19 protein-coding genes, 1 other RNA gene and 1 pseudogene are annotated in these 24,979 nt (G+C 60.7%); 8 read left to right on the top strand and 13 right to left on the bottom strand.

Annotated features, from left to right (window positions below; all coding sequences use genetic code 11):
* Positions 1 to 94 precede the first annotated feature (94 nt).
* The gene (locus tag ACUN0G_RS07245; protein WP_445573005.1) at positions 95 to 844 is read left to right on the top strand and encodes a substrate-binding periplasmic protein; all 750 of its coding nucleotides are present in this window, start codon (positions 95 to 97) and stop codon (positions 842 to 844) included.
* A gap of 173 nt (positions 845 to 1,017) precedes the next feature.
* On the opposite strand, the gene ACUN0G_RS07240 is transcribed toward ACUN0G_RS07245, so the two are convergent.
* From ACUN0G_RS07240 to ACUN0G_RS07225, 4 genes and pseudogenes are all read right to left on the bottom strand, one after another.
* Positions 1,018 to 2,709 (bottom strand): putative bifunctional diguanylate cyclase/phosphodiesterase, encoded by a 1,692-nt coding sequence (locus ACUN0G_RS07240; RefSeq protein WP_258344364.1) that lies wholly within the window; start codon positions 2,707 to 2,709, stop codon positions 1,018 to 1,020.
* Between the two features lie 18 nt (positions 2,710 to 2,727).
* Positions 2,728 to 3,837, bottom strand: coding sequence for a methyl-accepting chemotaxis protein (locus ACUN0G_RS07235; protein WP_445575527.1), 1,110 nt, complete (start codon positions 3,835 to 3,837; stop codon positions 2,728 to 2,730).
* 174 nt (positions 3,838 to 4,011) lie between these two features.
* Positions 4,012 to 4,293 (bottom strand): annotated as a pseudogene (locus ACUN0G_RS07230) (PAS domain-containing protein); the annotation flags it as partial.
* Position 4,294: 1 nt separating this feature from the next.
* On the bottom strand, positions 4,295 to 4,525 hold the full coding sequence (locus ACUN0G_RS07225) for a hypothetical protein (RefSeq protein ID WP_445573004.1): 231 nt from the start codon (positions 4,523 to 4,525) through the stop codon (positions 4,295 to 4,297).
* Between the two features lie 228 nt (positions 4,526 to 4,753).
* Between ACUN0G_RS07225 and ACUN0G_RS07220 the strand changes: the two genes are divergently transcribed.
* Positions 4,754 to 5,068 (top strand): helix-turn-helix domain-containing protein, encoded by a 315-nt coding sequence (locus tag ACUN0G_RS07220; protein WP_003219061.1) that lies wholly within the window; start codon positions 4,754 to 4,756, stop codon positions 5,066 to 5,068.
* Between the two features lie 147 nt (positions 5,069 to 5,215).
* Positions 5,216 to 5,587, top strand: coding sequence for a VOC family protein (locus tag ACUN0G_RS07215; RefSeq protein WP_258344362.1), 372 nt, complete (start codon positions 5,216 to 5,218; stop codon positions 5,585 to 5,587).
* On the opposite strand, the gene ACUN0G_RS07210 is transcribed toward ACUN0G_RS07215, so the two are convergent.
* On the bottom strand, positions 5,501 to 6,469 hold the full coding sequence (locus ACUN0G_RS07210; RefSeq protein WP_421523843.1) for a DMT family transporter: 969 nt from the start codon (positions 6,467 to 6,469) through the stop codon (positions 5,501 to 5,503). The genes ACUN0G_RS07215 and ACUN0G_RS07210 overlap by 87 nt on opposite strands.
* Before the next feature lie 97 nt (positions 6,470 to 6,566).
* Between ACUN0G_RS07210 and ACUN0G_RS07205 the strand changes: the two genes are divergently transcribed.
* Positions 6,567 to 7,430 (top strand): LysR family transcriptional regulator, encoded by an 864-nt coding sequence (locus ACUN0G_RS07205; protein ID WP_076017202.1) that lies wholly within the window; start codon positions 6,567 to 6,569, stop codon positions 7,428 to 7,430.
* A gap of 61 nt (positions 7,431 to 7,491) precedes the next feature.
* A complete protein-coding gene (locus ACUN0G_RS07200) occupies positions 7,492 to 8,403 on the top strand; it encodes a DUF2167 domain-containing protein (protein ID WP_445573003.1) in 912 nt (303 codons plus the stop codon).
* Between the two features lie 116 nt (positions 8,404 to 8,519).
* Here ACUN0G_RS07200 and ACUN0G_RS07195 read toward each other — a convergent pair whose 3' ends face one another.
* The 8 genes from ACUN0G_RS07195 to ACUN0G_RS07160 all read right to left on the bottom strand — a co-directional run bounded on the left by ACUN0G_RS07195 (position 8,520) and on the right by ACUN0G_RS07160 (position 19,887).
* Complete coding sequence (locus tag ACUN0G_RS07195; protein ID WP_445573002.1) at positions 8,520 to 9,131, bottom strand: hypothetical protein; 612 nt, start codon at positions 9,129 to 9,131, stop codon at positions 8,520 to 8,522.
* A 1-nt stretch (position 9,132) separates the two neighbouring features.
* Positions 9,133 to 10,179, bottom strand: a complete 1,047-nt coding sequence (locus ACUN0G_RS07190) for an N-acetylmuramidase family protein (protein WP_445573001.1) — start codon at positions 10,177 to 10,179, stop codon at positions 9,133 to 9,135.
* A 311-nt stretch (positions 10,180 to 10,490) separates the two neighbouring features.
* Positions 10,491 to 10,587, bottom strand: an RNA gene (gene ffs, locus ACUN0G_RS07185) — signal recognition particle sRNA small type.
* 208 nt (positions 10,588 to 10,795) lie between these two features.
* The gene (locus ACUN0G_RS07180; RefSeq protein WP_445573000.1) at positions 10,796 to 11,959 is read right to left on the bottom strand and encodes a zinc-binding metallopeptidase family protein; all 1,164 of its coding nucleotides are present in this window, start codon (positions 11,957 to 11,959) and stop codon (positions 10,796 to 10,798) included.
* Positions 11,960 to 12,180: 221 nt separating this feature from the next.
* A complete protein-coding gene (ligA, locus tag ACUN0G_RS07175) occupies positions 12,181 to 14,538 on the bottom strand; it encodes an NAD-dependent DNA ligase LigA (RefSeq protein ID WP_421551514.1) in 2,358 nt (785 codons plus the stop codon).
* Positions 14,539 to 14,625: 87 nt separating this feature from the next.
* The gene (gene zipA / locus ACUN0G_RS07170; RefSeq protein ID WP_076017196.1) at positions 14,626 to 15,477 is read right to left on the bottom strand and encodes a cell division protein ZipA; all 852 of its coding nucleotides are present in this window, start codon (positions 15,475 to 15,477) and stop codon (positions 14,626 to 14,628) included.
* A 259-nt stretch (positions 15,478 to 15,736) separates the two neighbouring features.
* Entirely contained in the window at positions 15,737 to 19,225 is a 3,489-nt protein-coding gene (gene smc, locus ACUN0G_RS07165) for a chromosome segregation protein SMC (protein ID WP_445572999.1), read from the bottom strand.
* A gap of 2 nt (positions 19,226 to 19,227) precedes the next feature.
* Positions 19,228 to 19,887 carry a GntR family transcriptional regulator gene (locus ACUN0G_RS07160; RefSeq protein WP_258344347.1) on the bottom strand — a complete coding sequence of 220 codons (660 nt, stop codon included), beginning with the start codon at positions 19,885 to 19,887 and terminating at the stop codon, positions 19,228 to 19,230.
* 280 nt (positions 19,888 to 20,167) lie between these two features.
* Between ACUN0G_RS07160 and xdhA the strand changes: the two genes are divergently transcribed.
* The 3 genes from xdhA (at position 20,168) to xdhC (ending at position 24,974) form a co-directional block, all read left to right on the top strand.
* Positions 20,168 to 21,616, top strand: a complete 1,449-nt coding sequence (xdhA, locus tag ACUN0G_RS07155) for a xanthine dehydrogenase small subunit (RefSeq protein WP_445572998.1) — start codon at positions 20,168 to 20,170, stop codon at positions 21,614 to 21,616.
* Positions 21,609 to 24,008, top strand: coding sequence for a xanthine dehydrogenase molybdopterin binding subunit (gene xdhB, locus ACUN0G_RS07150; protein WP_421551512.1), 2,400 nt, complete (start codon positions 21,609 to 21,611; stop codon positions 24,006 to 24,008). Before xdhA ends, xdhB begins: the two co-directional genes overlap by 8 nt.
* 123 nt (positions 24,009 to 24,131) lie before the next feature.
* A complete protein-coding gene (xdhC, locus tag ACUN0G_RS07145; RefSeq protein ID WP_445572997.1) occupies positions 24,132 to 24,974 on the top strand; it encodes a xanthine dehydrogenase accessory protein XdhC in 843 nt (280 codons plus the stop codon).
* The last annotated feature ends 5 nt before the right edge of the window (positions 24,975 to 24,979 follow it).

Here is a 24,979-nt window from a genome sequence, read left to right as displayed (position 1 = left end):
TAGCGGAGCAAGGGGGAAATTGCATCCGGCACGCTCGTCTAATCTGACTAAGCTGGTCTAACCAAGCCTGTAAAAGGCTGAACCCGGAGAGCTTATGCGCGCAGTCCTGGGCGCCTTGTGGATGATTGCCACGGTCAGCGTGGCGGCGCCCGCACCTCTGCGTTTCTCCATTTCCGACAGCTGGACCATGCCCATGGTGCAACTCGACCAGGGCCAGCCGACCCAAGGGATTTTGTATGACCTGATGTTGAGCCTGGCCACTCAGGTCGGCCGCCCTGCGAAATTCCATGTGCTGCCCCGTGCACGCATCGATACCGCCATGGAGCGCGGAGATGTGGATGTGCGCTGCTATGTGACGCCGGCATGGCTGAACAACCTGTCCGGTGATTACACCTGGAGCATTCCATTGCTGGTGCAACGCAATGTGCTGGTCACCGCGCACGTGCCGCCGCTGTCGGTGGTGCTGGACAGCCTTGCCCCGCAACATATCGGCACGGTAATCGGCTATAGCTACCCGACCCTGGAGGCACGCTTCGCCAGCGGCCAGTTCAGCCGAGAAGACAGCCGCAGTGAAGAGCAGGTGCTGCAAAAGCTGGTGGCCGGACGTTTCAAGTATGCGGTGAGCAACGAATGGATCCTCGACCGCTTCAATCAGCAGTTACCGCCCACAGAACGCCTGCACACGGTGGCCGTGATCGAGGAGCAAAGCCTGGGTTGTTATGTGCGTAACGACCCGCAGGTGCCGGGGCAGCAGATCTTGCGCACGTTGCTGCGGATGAAGATGTCCGGGGAGATTGATGAAATCATCAATCTGTATACCGGGAACAGCGCACCCTCCCCTTAAGATCACCTGCTTTACCTTGTGGCGAGGGAGCTTGCTGTGGCGAGGGAGCTTGCTCCCGCTGGGCTGCGTAGCGGCCCCAAGATCTTTGGGAGCGCTGCGCACTCCAGCGGGAGCAAGCTCCCTCGCCACAGCAAGCTCCCTCACCACAGCAAGCTCCCTCGCCACAGTAAACATCACTCAAGCTTTTGCCACTGCGCCGGCGGCCTGAACCCTTCCACCCAACCTGGCACCTCCCCCGCCGGCATCGGCCGGGCAATGAAATAGCCCTGGGCCACTTCGCAGCCCATGCGCATCAATAGCTGCCCGTGCTCCAGGGTTTCCAGGCCTTCGGCAATCACTTCGCGGCCAAACGCACGGGCCAGGCCGATCACCGCCTTGGTCAACGCCAGGTCGTCCTTGTCGTGCAGGATGTCGCGCACAAACGACTTATCGATCTTGATGGTCTGGGTCGGCAGCCGCTTGAGGTAACTCAGGGAAGAATAGCCAGTGCCAAAATCATCCAGGGAGAACTGCACGCCCAGGGCCTGGCAGGCTTGCAGGTGGTGGGTGACGCGCTGGATATTATCGATGGCCACCGACTCGGCGATTTCCAGGTCCAGCCGGTGCGGCTCCACCTCCGACCATTGCTCCAGCAACTCTTCCAGCCGCTCGACAAAATCCTCGCGCTGGAAATGCCGCGCTGCGATGTTCACGCTCACCGACCACCAGTGCCCATGCGCCTGCCAGCGGTGCATCTGCCCCAACACCTGGTCGATCACCCATTCGCCGATGTCGACAATCAGGTCGGTCTGCTCGATCAGCGGCAGGAAATCCCCCGGCGTCACCAACCCGCGCTCGGGGTGCTGCCAGCGTAACAACGCCTCGAACCCCACCACCGTGCCGCAGCGCAGATTGACCTTGGGCTGGTAATGCAGGCACAACTGGCCCGCCGCCAACGCCTGGCGAATCTGCTCCACGGTTTGGTGACTGGCCTTCACCTCCTGCTCCAGGGACACATCAAACAATTGGTAACGGTTACGTCCGCTCTGCTTGGCCACATACATCGCCTGGTCAGCATGGCGCAGCAAGGTGTCGGCGTCTTCGTCATCCAAGGGGAACAGGGTGACGCCAATGCTGGCGAACACGTTCAGCTCGGCCCCCTGGATCGAGTACGGCTCGGAGATCGCCTTGAGGATGCGCAGCAAGGCGGCGTTAAGCTCGTCGATATCACGCACGTAACGCAGGATCAGCACAAACTCATCACCCGCCAGCCGGGCGACCACATCTTCGCCGCGAATGATCTCCCGCAGGCGCGTGGCCACCTCCACCAACAACAGATCGCCACAGGCATGCCCATAACCATCGTTGACCGCCTTGAAGCCATCCAGATCGAGCATGCACAGCGCCAGCGGAATATTTTCGCTGCGGGAGAACTCCAGGGACTGGTTGAGCAGCTCGGACAGATAGGCGCGGTTGGGCAAGCCGGTCAGCACGTCATGGCCGACCCGCCATTGCAGGGTGTGCAACAACTGGCGTTTTTCGCTCACATCAAAGCGGATCGACACGTACTTCTGCACCCGCCCGGTCTTTTCATCGACCAGTGGCACCATGGTGCTGTCCACCCAATACAGGGTTCCATCCTTGGCCCGGTTGCAGATTTCCCCACGCCACACCCGGCCTTCGCTGATGGCCTGCCACATGCCCTGGAAGAACGCGGCAGGGTGCAGGCCAGAACTCAGGATCCGATGGTTTTGCCCCAGTAACTCGTCACGCCCGTAACCGGACATAGCGCAGAACTGGTCATTGACGTAAGTGATGCAACCCGCCAGGTCTGTCTCGGAGAAAATGGCGGCTGCATCCACGGCCCTGCGGTATTTCTCGTCCATGAGTCAGGCTCACTGTGGCTAGCGGTTGAACCGCTCGACCAGGGCGCGCAACCCGGAAGAGATGCTTTCGAGTTCCCTGCCACGGGTGACTGCAGCGTTGGCATTGCCCGCTGTCTTTTGCACCGTGGCGGCGACGTTATTGATCTGTTGTGAAACTTCCTCGGCGACGTGGGATTGTTCCTGGGAGGCGGCAGCCATTTGCTGGCTCATGCCGGTAATCCGTTCCACTGCGTGGCGAATGCCTTGCAACGCCTGCTGGGCCTCAAGTACCTGCTGCACGCCCTGCTCGGCTTCGTGAATGCCCAGGCTTGCGATCTCGACCGCCTCATCGGCGCCGGCCCGCAGGTTCTGGATAATGCCCTGGATCTGCTGGGTCGACTCGCGAGTCTTGCCCGCCAATGCGCGCACCTCATCGGCCACCACGGCAAAACCGCGGCCCTGTTCACCGGCGCGGGCCGCTTCAATGGCCGCGTTGAGCGCCAGCAGGTTGGTCTGGTCGGCGATCGCCTGAATCATGCTCGCGGCCACCTGAATTTGCTGGGTCTGCCCGGCCAGGTTGCCCACCGCCTGGTTGATCTGGGTGACGGTGCCGGCCAGCAACTGGATCGCCTCGCGCGACGTGCCGGCCACCTGGCTGCCCTGCTCGGCGAGGGTGTTGGCGGTGTGGGCTTCACTGGCGGTTTGTTGAACGTGCACTGCCACTTCGGCGATGGACGCGGCCATTTCGGTCATGGCGGCGGCAGTCATGTCGGTCTCGGCACGCTGCTCCAGCAGCGCCGACTCGGTGGTGCTCGACAGCACGCTGGAATGGGCGGCCGCTTCGGCCATCTGATTGGCCAGATCGCTGAGGCGCGTAAGGGCAGTCTTCAGTCGTGCTTCTTCGCTGATCAGGATCATTTCCAACTGCGCGGTCGGCCCCAGCGCATCGCTGTAGGTCATGGCGCTGATAGAGTCGGAAAAGGTATTGGGCGTGTTCTGCACAATCCGCTTGAGCTGTAGCCCCAAGCGTTGATGGGCCCAGATACCTACACCGAGAAACAGGCCAACGGTCACCGCCTGCCCCCACACACCCGGAAGCCATTGAAAGGCGGCGACGCTGGCGGCGGCAGCCACCAATGGCAAAGCCATGGCCTGGGCCATGGATGCCAGGCGCCGCACTGGCGCGACCGCCGCACCACCAGCCTGCAAACGTGCATACAGCGCTTCGGCGCGCCGTACCTGTTCGCGGGTGGGCTTGACCCGCACCGACTCGTAGCCCGTCACCCGCCCGTCTTCGAGAATCGGCGTCACGTAGGCGCTGACCCAATAGTAGTTGCCGTTCTTGCAGCGGTTCTTCACCACGCCCATCCAGCTCTGCCCGGCCTTGAGGTAGCTCCACATCAGTTCGAATACGGCGGGCGGCATGTCCGGGTGGCGCACCAGGTTATGGGTGCTGCCGATCAGCTCGGCCTGAGTAAAACCGCTCATGGCGGCAAACTCGGCGTTGCAGTAGGTAATGTGGCTGTTGACGTCAGTCGCGGAAATTAGCCGTTGCTGCTCCCCAAAAGTCTGTTCAACAGCAGTGACCGGCAAGTTGAGACGCACGTTAAAGCTCCATGGACAGCATTCGATCGCTCTCTGGACTACCGGGCAGGCAGGACAGGCGGATTCGTATTTCCAGTCGGGCTGCGCCGTCGATCGGCTGGTTGGCCGCAAACGGGCGCAAACCCACGATTTTGCACAGCAATTCATCATCCATTGAGTGATGATCAACTAGGCTTGAATTCGGGTATCCAGCACGTGAGGCGCAATGAAGCGTGGCACTGACGAGCGACATTTCAGTCCCTGCCAAGAGTCCGTTTTATGGGCACATTTATGAGAGGAAGGAGAAAGCAATGATTTCCTGTTTCATAAACCTGCCTTCTGAAACGAGACCACCAAATACTTGTCCTAGATGCCGATTCTACGAATTACATCACACTTTGCAAGAAAAGGTGATGGTATATGCGGTTGTCTAATTTTAAGATTTATCGTTAAGTTCTTGATTCTAAATGGGAATTGAGCGATGCACATTTCAAGTTTGGGTCCGGCCATCAGACGTTACCGCAAGGTCGCAGGGCTTACTCAGGCTGAACTAGGTGAAAAAACCGGTTTTGACCCTAAAACCATCAGCCGCTTCGAAACCGGCACCTATACACCCAGCGTCGAGGCTCTGTTCTTGTTCGCAGAGGCGCTGGGAGTGAAGCTGAAAGTCTTTTTCGCAGACCTGGTCGACGAAGAGGAACAGCGCGCTTATCTGTTCGGTGTCATTCATAAAGCCACCCCGAAGGATCTGGGAAAGCTGATCGCAGCGGTAGACCAGGCCTTGTCCAAGCCTTAGAGCTCGCAACACCAGTGCACGCAATAAAAAGAGCAGACAGCGAGACTGTCTGCTCTTTGCTTGATGACTCCTGACATGAACTGACAGGACAGCCCCTTAGACTAGGGGCTGAGCCGCGGCATTGCTGCGCACTATCAGGAAGTCATCATGAATAGCCTTGCCCATTACGTTTTGTTGTACGTCGACAGCCCGGCCACCAGCGCCAACCTCTATAGCCGCCTGCTGGACAACGCACCTGTAGAGCTCGGGCCGACCTTCGCACTGTTCATCCTCGACAACGGGGTAAAACTCGGCCTGTGGTCGCGCCATACCGTGGAACCGGCTGCCCAGGCCACCGTCGGCGGCAGCGAGGTGGGATTCTGCGTCGCCGATATAGCAGCGGTCGATGCGCTGCACGGGCGCTGGGAGCAACTGGGGTTGAGCATCATCCAGTCACCGGTCGAGGCGGATTTCGGCTACACCTTTGTCGCCCAGGACCCCGACGGTCACCGCCTGCGGGTGTTCACCGTGAACCCGTAACGGCTTGCGGCGCCAGCGTCCTTCCAGGCTGATGGCGCCGACACTGGCCAGCACAATCAGGCCACCCAGCACCACGCGCATCGAAACCTGCTCGCCCAGCAGCGAGGCGGCCATCACCATCGCCACCGGCGGCACCAGGTACAGCGCCACTGAAGCGCGGCTGACTTCGACATGCCGCAACACGTAAGCCCAGGCCAGGTACGCCAGGGCGCTGGGGAACACGCCGAGCAACAACACCGCCCAATTCGCTTGGGCTGATGACTGCGCCACCACTGCCGGTAAATCCGGCAAATACACACACAGCAGCAAGGTGCCCGACCACACGGTGTAGCACACCGTGGTCAGCGGGCTGTAGCGCCGGGAATAGTGTTTCTGGAGGGTGAAGTAAAGGCTCCACGACAGCGCCGCCACCAGGATCATCAAGCCACGGGGGTCAATCTCCCCCAGGCCATGCTCGCCCCAGATCACCACCAGCACCCCGCTCAAACCCAGTAGCACGCAACCCCAGCGCCAGCCGGTCACCCGCTCCTTCAAGCCGAAGAACGCCACCAGCACCGTAAACAGTGGAACCGACTGCGCCAGCACACTGGAAGCGGCAGCCGTGACAAATTGCTGGCCAAAATTGATCGTGAGATGGTGCAGGAAAATCCCGAAGAACCCCAGCACCAGCAGCCACGGCAGGTCCCGCAACCGCGGCCGCTCGATCTTCGCCATCAGCGCCACACCGGCCATCAACACCGAAGCAATCAGAAAACGCCCCAAGGCCAATTGGCCCGGACTGTAACTGTGCAAGGCCATATGCACGCCAATCGGCGAATACGCCCAACAGAGGATGACGCTGGCAGTGACTAGCGTAAGCTTTACGGGTGACGGGGCATTCATGAACGGCGTCCTGCAGTGGGAATGCCGTCAGTCTTGGCCCCGGCACGACGCAGGACAATTAACCGTTTCTGACTTCTGTAATCACTGGAACTGAGCGATGGAACTGGCCCAACTGAAAATGGTGAAAGCCGTGGCGCAAACCGGCAGCGTGGCCCAAGCCGCCCTGCAACTGCACTGCGTGCCGTCCAACATCACCACACGCATCAAGCAACTGGAAAGCGAGTTGGGCACCCCGCTGTTCATTCGTGCCGGGCGCGGGTTGGCGATCAGTGCGGCCGGGGAAGTGTTTCTCGACTACTGCGAGCGCATCCTGGCGCTGGTGGAAGAGTCCAAGCGCGCCGTCGACAGCAATGCCATTCCACGCGGCAAGCTGCGCATCGGCGCGGTGGAGTCGAGTGCCAGTGGCCGCCTGCCGCCGTTGCTGGCTGAATACCATCGGCGCTATCCACAGGTGGAATTGGAATTGGTGACCGGCGCCTGGGCGCAGCTGCTGGATGACCTGCAACATCACCGCATCGATGCCGCGCTGGTGGCCGCCGGCGGCAAACGCCCGAAGCTCGAACACAGCGTGGTCTACAGCGAGCGCCTGGTGCTGATCACCAGCGCCTCCAGCGCGCCTATCGAGGATGCCCGGGACCTGGCCGGCCGTACCTTGCTGGTCTGGCCGCCCGGCTGCCCCTACCGCGCCGCCCTGGAAAACTGGCTCAAGCCCCACGACATCAAGCCGGCCATCGCGAGCTATGCCAGTTGGGGCACGATCATTGGCTGCGTCAGCGCGGGGATCGGCGTGGCGCTGGCGCCGGAAGGCATCCTGGCGCGCTACGAGCAGGCCAATCAATTGACGTCCTACCGCTTCGACGAATTGGCCGCCGTGGATAACCTGCTGTTCTGGCACAAAGACACCCAACGCCACCTGGCACGGGACGCCTTTGCAGGGCTGCTGCGGGAGACATTCAGCTAACCCGTTACAGCATGTTTCAGTTATCCTCGCGCGAAATTAATTCAAATTGTAAGGGACTACCATGAATTACTTCCGCCTATTGCTGGCGGCGGCCGCCCTGAGCCTGCCCGTCGCGCCCGCCTTTGCTGCCGCCGAGCCTGCCCCCGTTGAAGCCGCTGCACCCGCCGAAGCGCCCGAAACCGCCGAACACTTTCTCGGTTCCCTGAAGCAGAAGACCGGTACCGTCACGCTGCCCGGCGGCATCGCAACCCTCAAGCTCAACGACGAGTTCTACTACCTCGACCCCACCGACACCGAGCGCCTGCTGACCGATGGCTGGGGCAATCCGCCGGGCTTCAAGACCCTGGGCATGATCGTGCCAAAAGCCGTCAGCCCATTATCGGAGCGCGGCTGGGGCGTGATCGTCAGCTACAAGGCCGACGGGCATATTTCTGACGAAGACGCTGCGAAAATCGACTACACCGAACTGCTCAAGCAAATGCAGGAAGAAGACGTCGAAGACAACAAAGAACGCCAGAAACAAGGCTACGCAGGCCTGCACCTGCTGGGCTGGGCCGAGCCGCCGCACTACGACGACACCACCCACAAGATGTACTGGGCCCGCGAACTGAAAGCCGACGACGCCAAGCAAACCACCCTCAACTACAGCATCCGCGTACTGGGCCGTGAAGGCGTGCTGGAACTCAACGCCGTCGCCGCCATGTCCGACCTGGCCACTATCAAGCAGGAGTTGCCCAAGGTCCTGGCCTTTACCAACTTCACCGATGGCAACCTGTACACCGACTTCAACCCGAAGACCGACAAACTCGCGACCTACGGCCTTGCCGCACTGGTTGCCGGCGGGATCGCGGCCAAGGCCGGGCTGTTTGCCAAGATCGGCATCTTCCTGCTGGCGGCGAAGAAATTCCTGGTGATCGGCGTCGTGGCGCTGTTCGCCGTTATCCGCAAGCTGTTCAACCGCAACAAGGCCTGAGTACTGAGAGAAGTAAGGCGGGACGCGGAGCGCCCCAGGCTGCATTCCCACGCAGAGCGAGGGAACGATCAAAAAAGCCGCGGCGTGCCTGGCACACCGCGGCGCGGGGAACAGCTTCAGCCTTTAGGGGCCAGCCTGGCGTACTGGTCCTGGCTGATCCAGCCCTTGGAAGAGCGGCCTTCGCCATTGATGAACTCGACCTGGGCCCAGCCATCCTTGAAGGCTAGCACCGCAACCACATCGTCCTTGACCACGTAGGCACGATGACTGGCCTTGGCGTCCGGAGTCTTCTGCAGGAAGGCCTTGTCGGCCGATACGGTCACCAGGCCAATCCACTTCTTGGCAGCGGTCTGGGTCAGGTCCAGGCCGGTGGCGATTTCCGGCATCAGCACGCTGATGCAGCCGGGATGTTCGCGGCCCTTCTCCACCGTCAGCGTCACACCGTCCGAGGAAACCGCAACGGTTCCCGGGTAAGCCGCATCCAGCCACGTGGACACCGACGCCTTCGCGCCGTCGACCTTGCCCTGCAGGAAGAACGTGCACGTGCGGGTCACGCCCTCGCCCATCGCTTCAGCATAAAAACCTTCCACCTGATGCTCAGGTGTCACGGCCAGCATCAGTCCTTCGTACTTGCCCGAGTGCAGCGCAGCGGCAAACGCCGGCGTTCCCGCAGCAACACAAACGAAAGAGGCAACCAGCAATCGGGACAGGCAACGTTTGAACGGCATTCTATTTTTTCCCTTCAAGTGCTTCGTAGGCTTTTTTGATTCGATGGTCATAGTCGCCATAATCCTTGCCGTTATAGTTCAGCGCCATGGCGGCGTAATCCTTGTTCTTCATGGCCTTGACCAGCGCCGGGCTCTGACTGCAAAAACCGAGGAAGCCCTTGAGTTGATGCCCGGCATTAATCTTCATGGCCACGACAAACTCAAACACCGTTTTATAACCACATGCCGTGAAGTTGGACCCCATTATCTGAAACATACCCCAGGAGGCCGACTTCAAAGCCGCTTCCTGATCCAGCGCAAAGGCCGTGGCCATGGTTTCCCAGGCCTTGGTCTGGTCCTTGTTATTGGCCTTCCACTGAGGGCCGGCTTTTTTCACGTAGGGGTACGACAACAGCGGGTGGGTCTGATCGTATTTATGGTGGGTGTACTTGCGAAAGTGGTGCCCTTCAAAAGCGATCACGGGCAACTTGGCCGGCCCGAACCCGGAGCGCCCGCCCGACTCCACCGTGGCGAACGCCTTGATGATATTGACCGAAATCCCGCTGCCCAACTGCGTGGCGGCGTTCTGGAAGTCGGTGTCCGTCAGCGTCGTGCCGCCGTCGCACGTGGCCTGGAGCATCATCTGCCGGTTGCGCCGCTCGGCCTCGATCATCGCCCGCATGCGATCCAGGTAATGGTTGACCGTGGCCTGGACCATGTCGGAACTGGTGTTGCCGAACACATTCAGGAAGGTCGGAATACGCAGGGCCGGATTCGGCTTGACCGGCACCTTCACCGCCTCTTCGATCAGGCTATTGAAGGTGCGCCCGGTGGGGTCGATAACCCCGTCGGGATGGGCGTACTTGAGGTAGCGGAACTGATACTGGCTGATGCACTGCACCAACTGGCCGTCGCACTTGCCGTTTTCGGCCAAGGGGAAACCCAACTTGGGAATGATCAAGTTGAACAGATACTGGATGCATTGAACGTCGGCGGGCAAGTTGCGGGCTTTGCCGGGGGCACCGACGGAGGCGCTGATGAGCGTGGGCAACCCTTGCAGGCTTTTCATGACCGACATCCTTGTTAGTTAGGGTGAATGAGCAATAAAGCGCCATCACTTTAATATCATCCATGCACTGTCGACATATTTTGAAATATGTGACTGGCGCAAACTAGCAAGGTGGTTTTGGGTTGTCCAGAGTGGAAGCTTGAAGTTGTGAAAGAGCCCTCACAGTCTTTTGCCGGTAACGATTACTTTCGGGCTTGTGAGCACTGAGCTGAAGGACGAACAGCAGAAATCGCTTCGCAGATGACGATTGTCAGCGAAGGGCTTCATAAAAGTATTTTTTTGAATCAAGGAAGGTGGCGTTATGGAGGCAACCCCACCAGCCACACCCCGGCACACAATGTTCCCGCTGTGGCTGCTGCCTTCCGGCTCTGACCAGGTTCACGGGTAATCGTTGCGGGGGGACCGATGGGGTCACCATAACGACGCTCGCCTCTCGGCAAGCCGCGTCATTGTACCGATCTCATCGGAAGTTACAACCGTTCGCGCGGGATTAAAAATATCTGATGGTTCAAGTACTTGCCTGCTGGAGTGAGCGTGCCCGCGAAGAACGCAAAGACGCTGCGTTCATTCAGGACAGACGCGTTATCGTTGACGACCTTCGCGAGCAAGCTTGCTCCTACAAAAGCACGACCTCATCTGCCCGGCCGCCCTCTTGCTGGATCACCAGGTGAATGAAGTGCAGCTTGGCAATCACCGCCGGCGGCAGGACGAACGGATAGAAATCCGGCTGGCCCATGCTGCGGGACAGTTCGTTGAGCATGCCGGCCAGTTCGATCCATGCGTTGACGAATGACAAGAACGCCGTACCACCGGGATGTTCAGGGTCGTAGAGGGTGCTCAGGGGGAATGGCTGGTAGTCCAGGTCCATCTCCCGGGCACTCATGCCGAAACCCAGCGCGGTGTCGACGGCGTCCATCATGTGCAGGTAATGCGCCCAGGTTTCCGCCCAGTCTTCCCACGGGTGCATGGTGGCGTAGGCGCTGACGCAAGTTTGCTGCCAGTCCGCGCGCGGGCCGTTCTGGTAGTGCTGTTCGAGGGCGTCGGCGTAGCTGGCGCGCTCGTCGCCGAACAGGCTGCGGAACGGTTCCAGCCAGTGGCTGTTGGCGATCAGGCGGTCCCAGTAGTAGTGGCCGACCTCATGGCGGAAGTGACCGAGCAAGGTGCGGTAAGGCTCGCGCATCTGTACGCGAATTTTCTCACGGTGGGCGTCATCGGCTTCCTTGATATCGAGGGTGATCAGGCCGTTGGCGTGGCCGGTGGTGGGCGCGTTGCCTTCCAGGTCGATGCCGACGAAATCAAACGCAAGGCCGGTGTCTTCATCGGCCGTCTTGGGAATCACCTGCAAGCCCAAGCTGATGAGTTGAGCCACCAGGCGGCGCTTGGCGGTTTCGACCTTGCGCCAGCGTTCGGGGTTTTCAGGGATCGACAGATCAGGAATGGTGCGGTTCAGGCTGCACGCCACGCACAAGGTCTGGCCATTGTCGGCGGGCAGCAACCAGTTGCAGGCGGCTGGCGTGTCGAGGTTGGCGCAGCGGCGAAAGGCACCGGCTTCAGGGTCGGCGTCCAGCAGCCAGGTATCGGCATACGGGACGGGCTGCAGGGATGACAGGCGACTCTGCTCCGGCTGATAGCCCAGCAGCGCCGAACAGGCCAGGCACTGACTGTTGCGAAAGAACAGGGACTGCCCACAGCGACACTGCCAGACCTTGCTGTTGCGCGAGGTCTCGGCCATGAACGGTGCGGCAATACGCGAACTGAGTTGCTCGAAGAAGCGGTACATGGCGATCTCTCCCAGGGCTGCCCAAGACTAGATCATGGTTACGAGCTGATCGTTCCAGTTTTTTATTGGCGGCTTATTACTTGTGGCGAGGGGGCTTGTCCCCCGTTGGGCTGCAAAGCAGCCCCAGTAAGGTCAACCGGTTCTTTCAGCTAGAACTCGATAGCGGGTTCTGGGGCCGCTGCGCAGCCCAACGGGGGACAAGCCCCCTCACCACAAAAGCATCAGACCGTGATGTTGTGCTTGGCCAAAAACGCCACGAACGCCTCTTCATCCAGCACTTTCAAGCCCAGCTCAGTGGCCTTGGCCAACTTCGAACCGGCACCCGGCCCGGCCACCACGCAGTGGGTTTTCGCCGACACCGAGCCCGCCACCTTGGCGCCAAGGCTTTCAAGTTTTTCCTTGGCGACATCGCGACTCATCAGTTCCAGGGAGCCGGTGAGCACCCAGGTGTGACCCGCCTCGGGCAAGCCTTCGACGACCTTCTTCTCGCTCTGCCAGTGCATGCCGAAGTCCTTGAGCTGTTGCTCGATGGCCAGCGCACGATTGGCGTTTTCTTCGATGTCGAAGAAATCCCGGACGGCCTTGGCCTGCTTCTCCGGCAACGCCTGGCGCATGTCGAGCCAGTCGGCCTTGATCACGCCTTCAAGGGAGCCAAACTTGTCCGCCAGCTTCTGCGCAGCGCCCGGCCCTACAGACGGTACGTGCAGCTTGTCGAGCAAGCCGCCCAACGTGGTGCTGGCCGCAAACTCGGCGCTCAGGTCGCCCTGCTCCTGCAACTCCAGGCCGCACTCGTCCTTGGAGATCAAGGCACCGATCACATCCTGGTTATGACTGTCTTCAAAGAAACTGTGAATCTCGTGGGCCACTTCCAGGCCGACATCCGGCAAGTACGTCAGCACTTCCGGCAACGCCTGCTGCACGCGCTCCAGGGACGCCAGCGAGCGCGCCAGCACCTTGGCGGTCTCCTCACCCACATCGGGAATGCCGAGGGCATAGATAAACCGTGCGAGGGTCGGCGTCTTGCTGTTTTCGATGGCGGTGATCAGCTTCTTGCTGGAGACGTCGGCGAAACCTTCCAGGTCGATGATCTGATCGTACTTGAGCTTGTAGAGGTCAGCCGGCGAACCGATGAGTTTTTCATCCACCAGTTGCTCGATGGTCTTGTCGCCCAGGCCATCGATGTCCATGGCGCGGCGCGAGACGAAATGAATGATCGCCTGCTTGAGCTGCGCACCACAGGCCAGGCGCCCGACGCAGCGATACACCGCGCCTTCGCTGACGGTTTCCTTGCCCTTGCTGCGCTTGACCAGTTGCGTGCGCTCAACATGGGAGCCGCACACCGGGCAGCTCTCGGGGATCTGCACCGCGCGGGCGTTTTCCGGGCGACGCTCGGTGACTACCGACACCACCTGGGGAATCACGTCACCGGCACGGCGGATGATCACGGTGTCGCCGATCATCAGGCCCAGGCGCGCCACTTCGTCCATGTTGTGCAAGGTGGCGTTGGACACGGTCACACCCGCGACCTTGACCGGTTTCAAGCGTGCCACGGGCGTCACAGCGCCGGTGCGACCCACCTGGAATTCAACGTCCAGCAGTTCGGTCAGTTCTTCCATCGCCGGGAATTTATGGGCAATCGCCCAACGCGGTTCTCGGGCGCGGAATCCCAATTCCCGTTGGTAGGCAATGCTGTTGACCTTGAACACCACACCGTCGATTTCATAGGGCAAAGCGTTGCGTCGCTCACCGATATCGCGGTAGTAGTCGAGGCAATCCTGAATCCCTTTTGCCAGCTTCAGCTCATGGCTGATGGGCATGCCCCACTTCTTCAGCTGTTGCAGATTGCCAATGTGGGTGTCGCTGATATCCGTGGTCACGCCGTAGCAGCAGAATTCCAGCGGACGGCTGGCGGTAATCTTCGAATCCAGCTGACGCAGGCTACCCGCCGCCGCGTTGCGCGGGTTGGCGAAGGTCTTGCCGCCGACTTCCAGTTGCGTGGCATTCAGCCGCTCGAAGCCGGCCTTGGACATGAACACTTCGCCGCGTACTTCGAGGGTCGCCGGCCAGCCGGTGCCGTGCAGTTTCAAAGGAATATTGCGCACGGTGCGCACGTTGACGCTGATGTCTTCACCGGTGGTGCCATCGCCGCGCGTGGCGCCACGTACCAGTTCACCGTCCTGATACAGCAGGCTGACCGCCAGGCCATCGAGCTTTGGCTCGCAGCTGTACTCCACCGCCGCGCCGCCGCCAAACAGGTCGCCCACCGGCAAGTCCAGGCCTTCAGTGACCCGGCGATCAAATTCAAGCATGGTGCTTTCATCGAAGGCATTACCTAGGCTGAGCATCGGGATTTCGTGGCGTACCTGAGTGAACGCAGACAATGCCGCGCTGCCGACCCGCTGCGTCGGTGAATCACGGGTTACCAGGTCCGGGTGCTCGGCTTCCAGGGCCTTGAGCTCGTGGAACAGCCGGTCGTACTCGGCGTCCGGGATGCTCGGCTCGTCGAGAACGTGGTAACGGTAATTGTGCTGATCCAGTTCAGCGCGCAGTTCGAGGATGCGGGTGTGGGCGGCGGTCATGGGTGTTCTCTCATAAAGCAAAAGAGCAGCCGAAGCTGCTCAATATGTTAGTGCATGGATTCTACAGGCAACGCGTAAGCTTGGACCTTAGCGCTTCTGTGTCAGGGCGCGACGCTCGAACTCGACGATGCGCTGACGGTAGTGCTCGATGGTCTGGGCGGTCAGGACGCTGCGTTGATCGTCCTTGAGTTCGCCGTTGAGCTCCTGGGACAGCTTGCGGGCTGCGGCCACCATGACGTCGAACGCTTGTTTCGGGTGACGCGGGCCTGGCAAACCCAGGAAGAAGCTTACTGCCGGGGTGCTGAAATGGTCGATGTCGTCCAGATCGAAGATGCCCGGCTTGACCGCATTGGCCATGGAGAACAGGACTTCGCCGTTACCGGCCATGCTTTCGTGGCGGTGAAAAATATCCATCTCACCGAAACGCAGGCCGCTTTCCAGAATATTTTGCAGCAGGGCCGGGCCTTTGAAGCCGGCGGCGTCGCGGCAGATCACACTGATCACCAGCACCTCTTCGGCAGCCGGTTGATCCTTGACGGATTCTTTATGGGCGCTCTTGGTCGGGGACTCGTCCGGGAAGTCGTCGTCACGACTGCTGAAGCTCGGACCTTCTTCCAGGTCCAGGTTCAGGTCACCCTGGGATGGCTCGCTGGCCGCGCTGCGCTTGCCGCGCTTGGGCTCGCGGGCTTCGCGCACCGGTGCGCTCATCGACGGCAGATCATGCTCGTCCAGTTGCGGCTCTTTATGGTTATCCAGGACACGTGGAGGCCCCAGCAGCTCGGCGCTGCCGTCGTCGTCCGGCAAATTGGACAGGTTGCGGTCCAGGCGAAATTTCAACTTGCCCTTGCCGCCACGCATCCGGCGCCAGCCATCAAAAAGAATACCGGCAATGACAATAATGCCGATGACGATCAGCCACTCGCGCAGACCGATTTCCATGTAATCCCGTGCCTCTAATAAAAAATGCTGAAAAATAAGGGGTTTAGCACCGTGCAAACCGCTTTAAAACGTGGCGCCAACTCTATGTTCTGAATGACGTTTTGCCCACGCATACGAAAATTTGACATTAAACTAGCACGACCAAAGATAACTTTACACCGTCTGTCAAAATGCCTTGAACAAATATGTCCATTTGCCACTTTTCCCAGACCGGTAAATCACCTTACGTCGTGCTGAAAATCCTCCTGCGAAGTGCGCCTCAGGATTCCACCAGCGCCATCGCCTCTTCGACATCCACCGCCACCAATCGCGAACAGCCCGGCTCATGCATCGTCACGCCCATCAACTGATCGGCCATTTCCATGGCGATCTTGTTGTGGGTGATATAGATGAACTGCACCGTCTGGGACATCTCTTTAACCAGTCGGGCATACCGTCCAACGTTAGCGTCATCCAGCGGAGCGTCAACTTCGTCGAGCATGCAGAACGGTGCCGGGTTCAACTTGAAGATCGCAAATACCAGGGCCAATGCCGTCAGTGCCTTCTCGCCACCAGACAGCAAATGGATGGTGCTGTTCTTCTTGCCCGGAGGCCGCGCCATGATCGTTACCCCTGTATCGAGTAGATCTTCGCCCGTCAGTTCCAAGTAAGCGCTGCCACCACCGAAAACTTTCGGGAATAACGCCTGTAAACCGCCATTAATCTGATCAAAGGTATCTTTGAAGCGATTACGGGTTTCCTTGTCGATCTTGCGGATCACGTTTTCCAGGGTGTCCAGGGCTTCCACCAGATCGGCGTTCTGCGCGTCCAGATAGCGCTTGCGCTCAGATTGCTGCTGGTACTCGTCGATGGCCGCGAGGTTGATCGCGCCGAGTCGTTGAATGCGTGCGGCAATCCGTTCAAGTTCTTCTTCGGCTTCTTTCTCGTTGGCCTCGGCGGTCAGGGTATTGAGCACGCCGTGCAGGTCGTAGCCGTCTTCCAGCAACTGGTCTTGCAGGGTTTTGCGGCGCACCGTCAGGGCCTGCCATTCCATGCGCTGCTGTTCGAGCTGGCCACGGATCAGTTGCGACTGCTGCTCGGCCTGGGTCCGGCGTTTTTCCGCGTCCCGCAGTTCGCGGTCGGCGTCCTCCAGGGCAATCTGTGCGGTCTTGAGTTCTTCGTCGACGGTCATGCGCTTGTCGAGCAACTCTTCAAGCTTCAGGCGCAGCTCTTCCAGCGGGGCTTCGCCCTCCTCCAGGTTGAGGCTCAGTTGCTCGCGCTTTTCGGTCAGGCGTTCGGACTGCATTTCAAGACGCTCGAGGGCCTGACGTGTGGAGTCGTGTTGCGCCCGCAGGGAGCCAAGGCGCACGGCCAGTTGATGAGCGTGGTCCTTGTGCTGGCGGGCTTCCTGACGCACTCGGTCGAGGCGTTCACGCAAGCTGTCGCGCTGGGCCAGCAGCAACTCGCGCTGCTCGGTGTCCAGGGCCATGCTGTCGAGGGCTTCCTGCAGTTGCAGGCGTGCTTCGCCGACTTGTTCGTGTTCAAGGGCGCGTTGCTCACCCATCTCGGCCACTTCTTCGTCGAGCCGGGTGCGGCGCAAGGTCAGTTGTTCGACCTTGGCCTTGCTCGCCGAGAGCTGGGCTTTCAATTCGCCTTGCTGGCGCGCTTCGTCCTGCAACAGCCGGCGCAGGTGTTCGCGGCCGGTCTCTTGCTGGCGCTGGGTGGCGCGCAGGGTTTGCAGCTGATTTTCCAGGGATTCGAGTGTGGCTTCGCGCTCTTCGCGCTCGGCGGTCAGGTTGACGATTTCCTGGCCACGGGCCAGAACGCCGCTTTCCGCTTCGCTGGCGCGACGCACCCGCAAAAAGTGCCGGCCCACCCAAAAACCGTCACGGCTGATCAGGCTTTGCCCGGTCGCCAATTGGCCGCGCAGGGCCAGGGCCTGCTCAAGGCTGTCCACCGGCTTGACCTGACCGAGCCAGGGCGACAGATCAATCGCCGCCTCGACTTTGTCCAGCAAGCTGCCCGGCATGCGTGTGCCGTCTGCCGCCGGGCTGAGCAAACGCAGGTCGCCCTGGGCGAAACCCGCCAGGTCGAAACCGCCAAAATCATCCACCAACACCGCTTGCAGGTCCGCACCGAGCACGGTTTCCACCGCCAGCTCCCAACCGGCTTCGACCTTCAAGCCTTCGGCCAGGCGCGGGCGCTCGGCCAGGTGTTGATCGCGCAGCCATTCGGCTGTGCCGGTGCCCGGGTCGAGCGCCGCTTGCTGCAAGGCTTCCAGGGAGGCCAACCGGCCGTTGAGCCGCTGCAAATCGCCCTGGGCCTGCTGCTGTACCTGGGTCGCCTGCTGCAGTTGCTGACGCAATTGTTCCAGACGCTCCACTTGCTGTTCTTCGCTGGCTTCCAGCTCTTCCAGGGTCATTTCGCTTTCGGCGAGTTTCTCGCTCAGCTCGAGGATCGCCGCGTCTTCCGGGTCGGCCGCGAGCAGCACGCGCTCTTCCACCAAACGCCGCTGACGCTCGGCCAGGCGCTCCATGCTGGTTTCCAGTTGCTGGATGCGCGACTGCTGCACCTCAGCCTGGCGGCGCGGCTCGGCGGATTGCAGGTTGAAGGTGTCCCACTGCTCCTGCCAGGCGTGCATGGTGGTTTCGGATTCTTCCAGGGCCGCAGCGGCTTCCTCGGCGGCAGCGCTGGTGACTTCCTGCTCGGGGGTGAGCATGTCCAGCTCCTCCCCGAGGGTCAGCAGCAAGGTACGGTCGTGGCCCAGGTGCGATTCGGTTTCCAGGCGCGCGCGTTCGGCTTCTTTCAAGTCGTCCTGCAACTGGCGCAAACGCTGCTGGCCGTGCTGGATGCTCTGCTCGACCCGGGCGATGTCGCCGCCCACCGAATAGAAGCGCCCCTGCACCAGATTGAAGCGCTCGGACAGGTCATGGTGACCGTCCCGCAGGCGCTCGATGCTGGCGTCGGCATTGCGCTGCTCGGCCACCAAGGCTTCGAAGCTGATTTCCTGGGTGCCGATGATCGCTTCGCGCTGGCCTACCTGGTCGTTCAACGCCTGCCAGCGCAGGGCCGACAGTTGCGCCTTGAGCTGACGCTCCTCGCCCTTGTATTCCTGATACTTCTCGGCCGCCTGGGCCTGGCGGTGCAGGCGCTCCAACTGGCGCTCCAGCTCTTCACGCAGGTCAGTCAGGCGGGCGAGGTTTTCATGGGTGCGACGGATACGGTTTTCGGTCTCGCGCCGGCGTTCCTTGTACTTGGAGATGCCGGCCGCTTCTTCGATAAAGTTACGCAGGTCTTCGGGCTTGGCTTCGATCAGCTTGGAGATCATGCCCTGCTCGATGATCGAGTAGCTGCGCGGGCCCAGGCCGGTGCCGAGGAAGATGTCGGTAATGTCCCGCCGGCGGCACTTGGTGCCGTTGAGGAAATAGCTGTTCTGGCTATCGCGGGTCACTTTGCGGCGGATGGAAATTTCCGCGTAGGCCGCGTACTCGCCCACCAGGGTGCCGTCGGAGTTGTCGAACACCAGCTCGATACTGGCCTGGCTCACCGGCTTGCGGCTGGTGGAGCCGTTGAAGATGACGTCGGTCATCGACTCGCCACGCAGGTTTTTCGCGGAGCTCTCGCCCATCACCCAGCGTACGGCGTCGATGATGTTCGACTTGCCGCAGCCATTGGGCCCGACCACTGCCGCCATATTACTGGGGAAGTTCACCGTGGTCGGGTCGACGAAGGATTTGAACCCCGCCAGTTTGATGCACTTGAGCCGCACGCTTAGGCTTCCGCCAACGCAGCAATGACCAGCGAGCAACTGCGCTCGCCATAGGCCGAGAGTACCTGGCGAATCTGTGGCAGGTCACGGGCCAGCACGGCGGCGAGCAATTGCTCGAACAGCACCAGGTACTCGCTCATGGATGCCTTGCGTTGATCCAGTGCCAGGTAATAGGCACGGTTCATCGCCGGCTGCAGGTTCTCGACGGTTTCCTGCAAATACGGGTTGTTGGCGAACGGATAGGCGGCACGCATCACATTGAAGCTTTCTTCGACGAAGGCGCGGATGTCCTGGCGTTCGAAGCTGGCGATCAGGCGCTGCTGGATTTGCACGAACGGCGCCATGTCGGCCTGGGTCTGCCAGCCGGCGGCGACCGCATTGCCCAGCAGGATGTACAGCTCGCCCATCAGCGTGCACAGGCTCTGCACCTTGTGGGCCGTCAGCTCGGTGACATGGGCGCCTCGGCGCGGCAGGATCGCGATCAGATGCCGACGCTCAAGGATCAGCAAGGCTTCGCGCACGGAGCCACGGCTGACATTGAGCGCCAGTGTGACCTTCTGCTCCTGGATCCGCTCCCCAGGCTTGAGGTCGCCACGAATGATACGTTCGGCGAGGTGGTGAGCGATTTGCTCGGCAAGACTATCCGGCGCCTTGAACGTCATGTTTTCCCTTCAAAATCTTCTATCGGTACGAGCGCGGCAGTGTAGCGCACTTGCCCATTGATGGCGTACGGCCCACAAGCACGAATTTGGCATGAAATAAGCAGCCGTTAAAGTCCAGAAGCCCCCAAAAACGGCGGTTCCAGAGAACTGGACCATAATTAAGGATGTTGAGATCGCATTTTCTTGACCCTTAGGTCAGAAAATCGTTGACCGAAAAGTCAGACATGACTAGATTCGGCGCAAAGCGGTTAACAACAATAATGAGTCTGCGAGGCCTTCCGTGATCCAGTTTTTACTAAACCAGGAGCTCCGTAGCGAGCACGCCCTGGACCCGAACCTGACCGTGCTCAACTATTTGCGTGAGCACCTGGGCAAATCCGGCACCAAGGAAGGCTGCGCCAGCGGCGACTGTGGCGCCTGCACCGTGGTGGTCGGCGAGTTGCACACCGACGATCAGGGCGCCGAGCAGATTCGCTATCGCAGCCTCAATTCGTGCCTGACGTTTGTCTCGTCCCTGCACGGCAAGCAACTGATCAGCGTCGAAGACCTCAAGCACCAGGGCCAGCTCCACAGCGTGCAACAAGCCATGGTGGAGTGCCACGGCTCGCAATGCGGCTTCTGCACCCCGGGCTTTGTGATGTCGCTGTTCGCCCTGCAAAAGAACAGCGATGCACCCGACAGCCAGAAAGCTCACGAAGCCCTGGCCGGCAACCTCTGCCGCTGCACCGGTTATCGCCCGATTCTCGCCGCCGCCGAACAGGCCTGCTGCAACAAGCCCCAGGACCAGTTCGACAGTCGCCAGGCCGAAACCATCGCCCGCCTGAAAGCCATCGCCCCGACGCAAACCGGCGAGTTGAACAGCGGCGACAAACGCTGCCTGGTGCCGTTGACCGTCGCCGACCTGGCGGACCTTTACGACGCTTATCCACAAGCCCGGCTGTTGGCCGGTGGCACCGACCTGGCGCTGGAAGTCACTCAGTTCCACCGCACGCTGCCGGTGATGATCTACGTCGGCAATATCGAAGAAATGAAACGCATCGAAAGCTTCGACGACCGCCTGGAAATCGGCGCCGCCACCTCACTCTCCGACTGCTACAGCGCACTCAACAACGAATACCCGGACTTCGGTGAATTGCTCCACCGCTTCGCCTCGTTGCAGATCCGCAACCAGGGCACCCTGGGCGGCAATATCGGCAACGCGTCGCCCATCGGTGATTCGCCGCCACTGCTGATCGCCCTCGGTGCGCAGATCGTGCTGTGCAAAGGCAACACCCGCCGCACCCTGGCGTTGGAAGATTACTTTATCGACTACCGCGTCACTGCCCGCCAGGACAGCGAATTCATCGAAAAAATCATCGTGCCCAAAGGCGTCCCGCTGTTCCGTGCCTATAAGGTTTCCAAACGTCTGGACGATGACATTTCCGCCGTCTGCGCCGCCTTCAACCTGAAGATTGATAACGGCGTGATCGCCGATGCCCGCGTGGCGTTCGGTGGCATGGCCGCTACCCCAAAACGCGCGAAAAGCTGCGAAGCCGTGCTGAACGGCGCCACCTGGAACTCCGCCACCGTGGAAAAAGCCTGCGCCGCACTGGCCGAAGACTTCACCCCGCTGTCGGACTTCCGCGCCAGCAAGGAATACCGCCTGCTCAGCGCACAAAACCTGCTGCGCAAATACTTCATCGAACTGCAAACGCCGCACATCGAGACTCGGGTGACCGCTTATGTCTAACCATCATGCCGTGGAAAAATCCCAAGCCGAACTCGCTGAACTGTTCGCCAAGGACCTCACCAGCGGCGTCGGTCGCAGCGTCAAGCACGACAGCGCCGCCAAACACGTCTCGGGCGAGGCGCAGTACATCGATGACCGTCTGGAGTTTCCGAACCAGTTGCACCTGTACGCACGCATGTCGGACCGCGCCCACGCAAAAATCCTCAGCATCGACACCGCGCCCTGCTACGCCTTTGAGGGTGTGCGCATCGTCATCACCCACGAAGACGTGCCGGGCCTGAAAGACATCGGCCCGCTGATGCCCGGCGACCCGTTGCTGGCCATCGACACCGTGCAGTTCGTCGGCCAGGTGGTGCTGGCCGTTGCCGCCCGCGACTTGGAAACCGCGCGCAAAGCCGCCATGGCTGCCGTGATCGAATACGAAGACCTGGAGCCGGTGCTGGACGTGGTCGAGGCCTTTCGCAAAAAACACTTCGTGCTGGACAGCCACACCCATCAACGCGGTGATTCGGCGGGGGCGCTGGCGACCGCCAAAAACCGTATCCAGGGCACCCTGCACATCGGCGGCCAGGAACACTTCTATCTGGAAACTCAGATCTCTTCAGTGATGCCCACTGAAGACGGCGGCATGATTGTGTATTGCTCCACGCAAAACCCCACCGAAGTGCAGAAGCTGGTGGCCGAAGTACTCGACGTGTCGATGAACAAAATCGTGGTCGACATGCGCCGCATGGGCGGTGGTTTTGGCGGCAAGGAAACCCAGGCCGCCAGCCCGGCATGCCTGTGCGCCGTGGTCGCACGCCTCACCGGCCAGCCAACCAAGATGCGCCTGCCACGGGTCGAAGACATGCTGATGACCGGCAAGCGCCACCCGTTCTATATCGAATACGACGTGGGCTTCGACGACAGCGGCCGGCTGCACGGTATCAACCTGGATCTGGCGGGCAACTGCGGCTGCTCGCCGGACCTGTCGAACTCGATTGTCGACCGCGCAATGTTCCACTCCGACAACTCGTATTACCTGGGCGACGCCACCGTCAACGGCCACCGCTGCAAGACCAACACCGCCTCCAACACCGCTTACCGTGGCTTCGGCGGCCCCCAAGGCATGGTCGCCATCGAAGAGGTCATGGACGCGATTGCCCGGCACCTGGCCCTCGACCCGCTGGCCGTGCGCAAGGCCAACTACTACGGCAAGACCGAGCGCAACGTCACCCACTACTACCAGACGGTCGAGCACAACATGCTCGAAGAGATGACCGCCGAACTGGAACAAAGCAGCCAGTATTTCGAGCGCCGCGAAGCGATCCGTCGCTATAACGCCAACAGCCCGATCCTGAAAAAAGGCCTGGCGCTGACGCCGGTGAAATTCGGGATTTCCTTCACCGCCAGTTTCCTCAACCAGGCCGGTGCGCTGATCCACATCTACACCGACGGCAGCATCCACCTGAACCACGGCGGCACCGAAATGGGCCAAGGGTTGAACATCAAGGTCGCGCAGGTGGTGGCCGAGATCTTCCAGGTCGAAATCGACCGCGTACAAATCACCGCCACCAACACCGACAAGGTGCCGAACACCTCACCGACGGCGGCTTCCAGTGGCGCCGACTTGAACGGCAAGGCCGCGCAGAATGCCGCCGAAACCATCAAGCAGCGCCTGGTGGAATTTGCCGCGCGCAAGTATGAAGTCAGCGAGGCCGACGTTGAATTCCACAACGGGCATGTGCGGGTCCGCGATCACATCCTGACCTTTGAAGCGTTGATCCAGCAGGCGTATTTCGCCCAGGTGTCGCTGTCGAGCACCGGCTTCTACAAGACCCCGAAAATCTTCTACGACCGCAGCCAGGCGCGTGGCCGACCGTTCTACTACTTCGCGTTCGGCGCGGCTTGCTGCGAAGTGATCGTCGACACGCTGACCGGCGAATACAAAATGCTGCGCACCGACATCCTGCACGATGTGGGCGCCTCGCTGAACCCTGCCATCGACATCGGCCAGGTGGAAGGCGGCTTCATCCAGGGTATGGGCTGGCTGACCATGGAAGAGCTGGTCTGGAATAACAAAGGCAAGCTGATGACCAACGGCCCGGCCAGCTACAAGATCCCGGCGGTCGCCGACATGCCGCTGGACCTGCGGGTGAAGCTGGTGGAAAACCGCAAGAACCCGGAAGACACGGTGTTCCATTCCAAGGCCGTGGGCGAGCCGCCATTCATGCTCGGTATTGCCTCGTGGTGTGCGATCAAGGATGCCGTGGCGAGCCTGGGTGACTATCGTCATCAGCCGAAGATTGATGCACCGGCGACCCCGGAGCGGGTGTTGTGGGGGTGTGAGCAGATGCGCCAGTTGACCGCCGCAAACGCTGTGGAAACGGAAACCGAGTTGGCTTCGCTCTAGACCGAGGCGCTGCCATCGCGGGCAAGCCCGGCTCCCACATTCTGATGTGTGAACCCGATCAAATGTGGGAGCTGGCTTGCCTACGACAGCGGTCGAACTGACAACAGAGATGTTGAGGTAAACATGAACAACTGGATCAGCGCCCTCGCCGACCTGCAGAACCAGGGTGAACCCTGCGTGCTGGTGACCATCATCGAAGAGCTCGGCTCCACGCCGCGCAATGCCGGCTCGAAGATGGTCATCAGTGCCGCCCAGACGTTCGACACCATCGGTGGCGGGCACCTGGAATACAAGGCGATGCAGATCGCCCGGGACATGCTTGTACGCGGCCAGCAGAACACCCACCTGGAGCGCTTCAGCCTCGGCGCCAGCCTGGGGCAGTGCTGTGGCGGCGTGACGGTGTTGTTGTTTGAACCGATGGGCCAGGTGCAGGCGCACATCGCGGTGTTCGGCGCCGGCCATGTGGGCCGTGCGCTGGTGCCGTTGCTGGCCAGCCTGCCATGCCGGGTGCGCTGGATCGATTCCCGGGAACAGGAATTCCCGGAACACATCCCCCAAGGCGTGCGTAAAATCGTCAGCGAAGAGCCGGTGGATGAAATTGACCACTTGCCTGTGGGCAGTTACTGCATCGTCATGACCCACAACCATGCACTGGACCTGGAGCTGACCGCCGCCCTGCTCAAGCGCAATGACTTTACCTACTTCGGCCTGATCGGTTCGAAGACCAAGCGCGTCAAGTTTGAACACCGCCTGCGGGATCGCGGTTTCGACACCGCGCAACTGCAACGCATGCATTGCCCGATGGGGTTGACTGAGGTCAAAGGCAAACTGCCTGTGGAAATTGCCATCTCCATCGCCGGCGAAATCATCGCCACCTATAACGCCAATTTCGGCCAGCACACTGCGAGCGCCGAACCCATTGCCAAACTGCTGCCGGTATCCCGCCGCAGCCAAGCGACTAACTGAGACGA

The sequence above is a fragment of the Pseudomonas sp. 32A genome (assembly GCF_052682255.1).
This window is presented reverse-complemented; position numbering and strand designations above follow the sequence as displayed.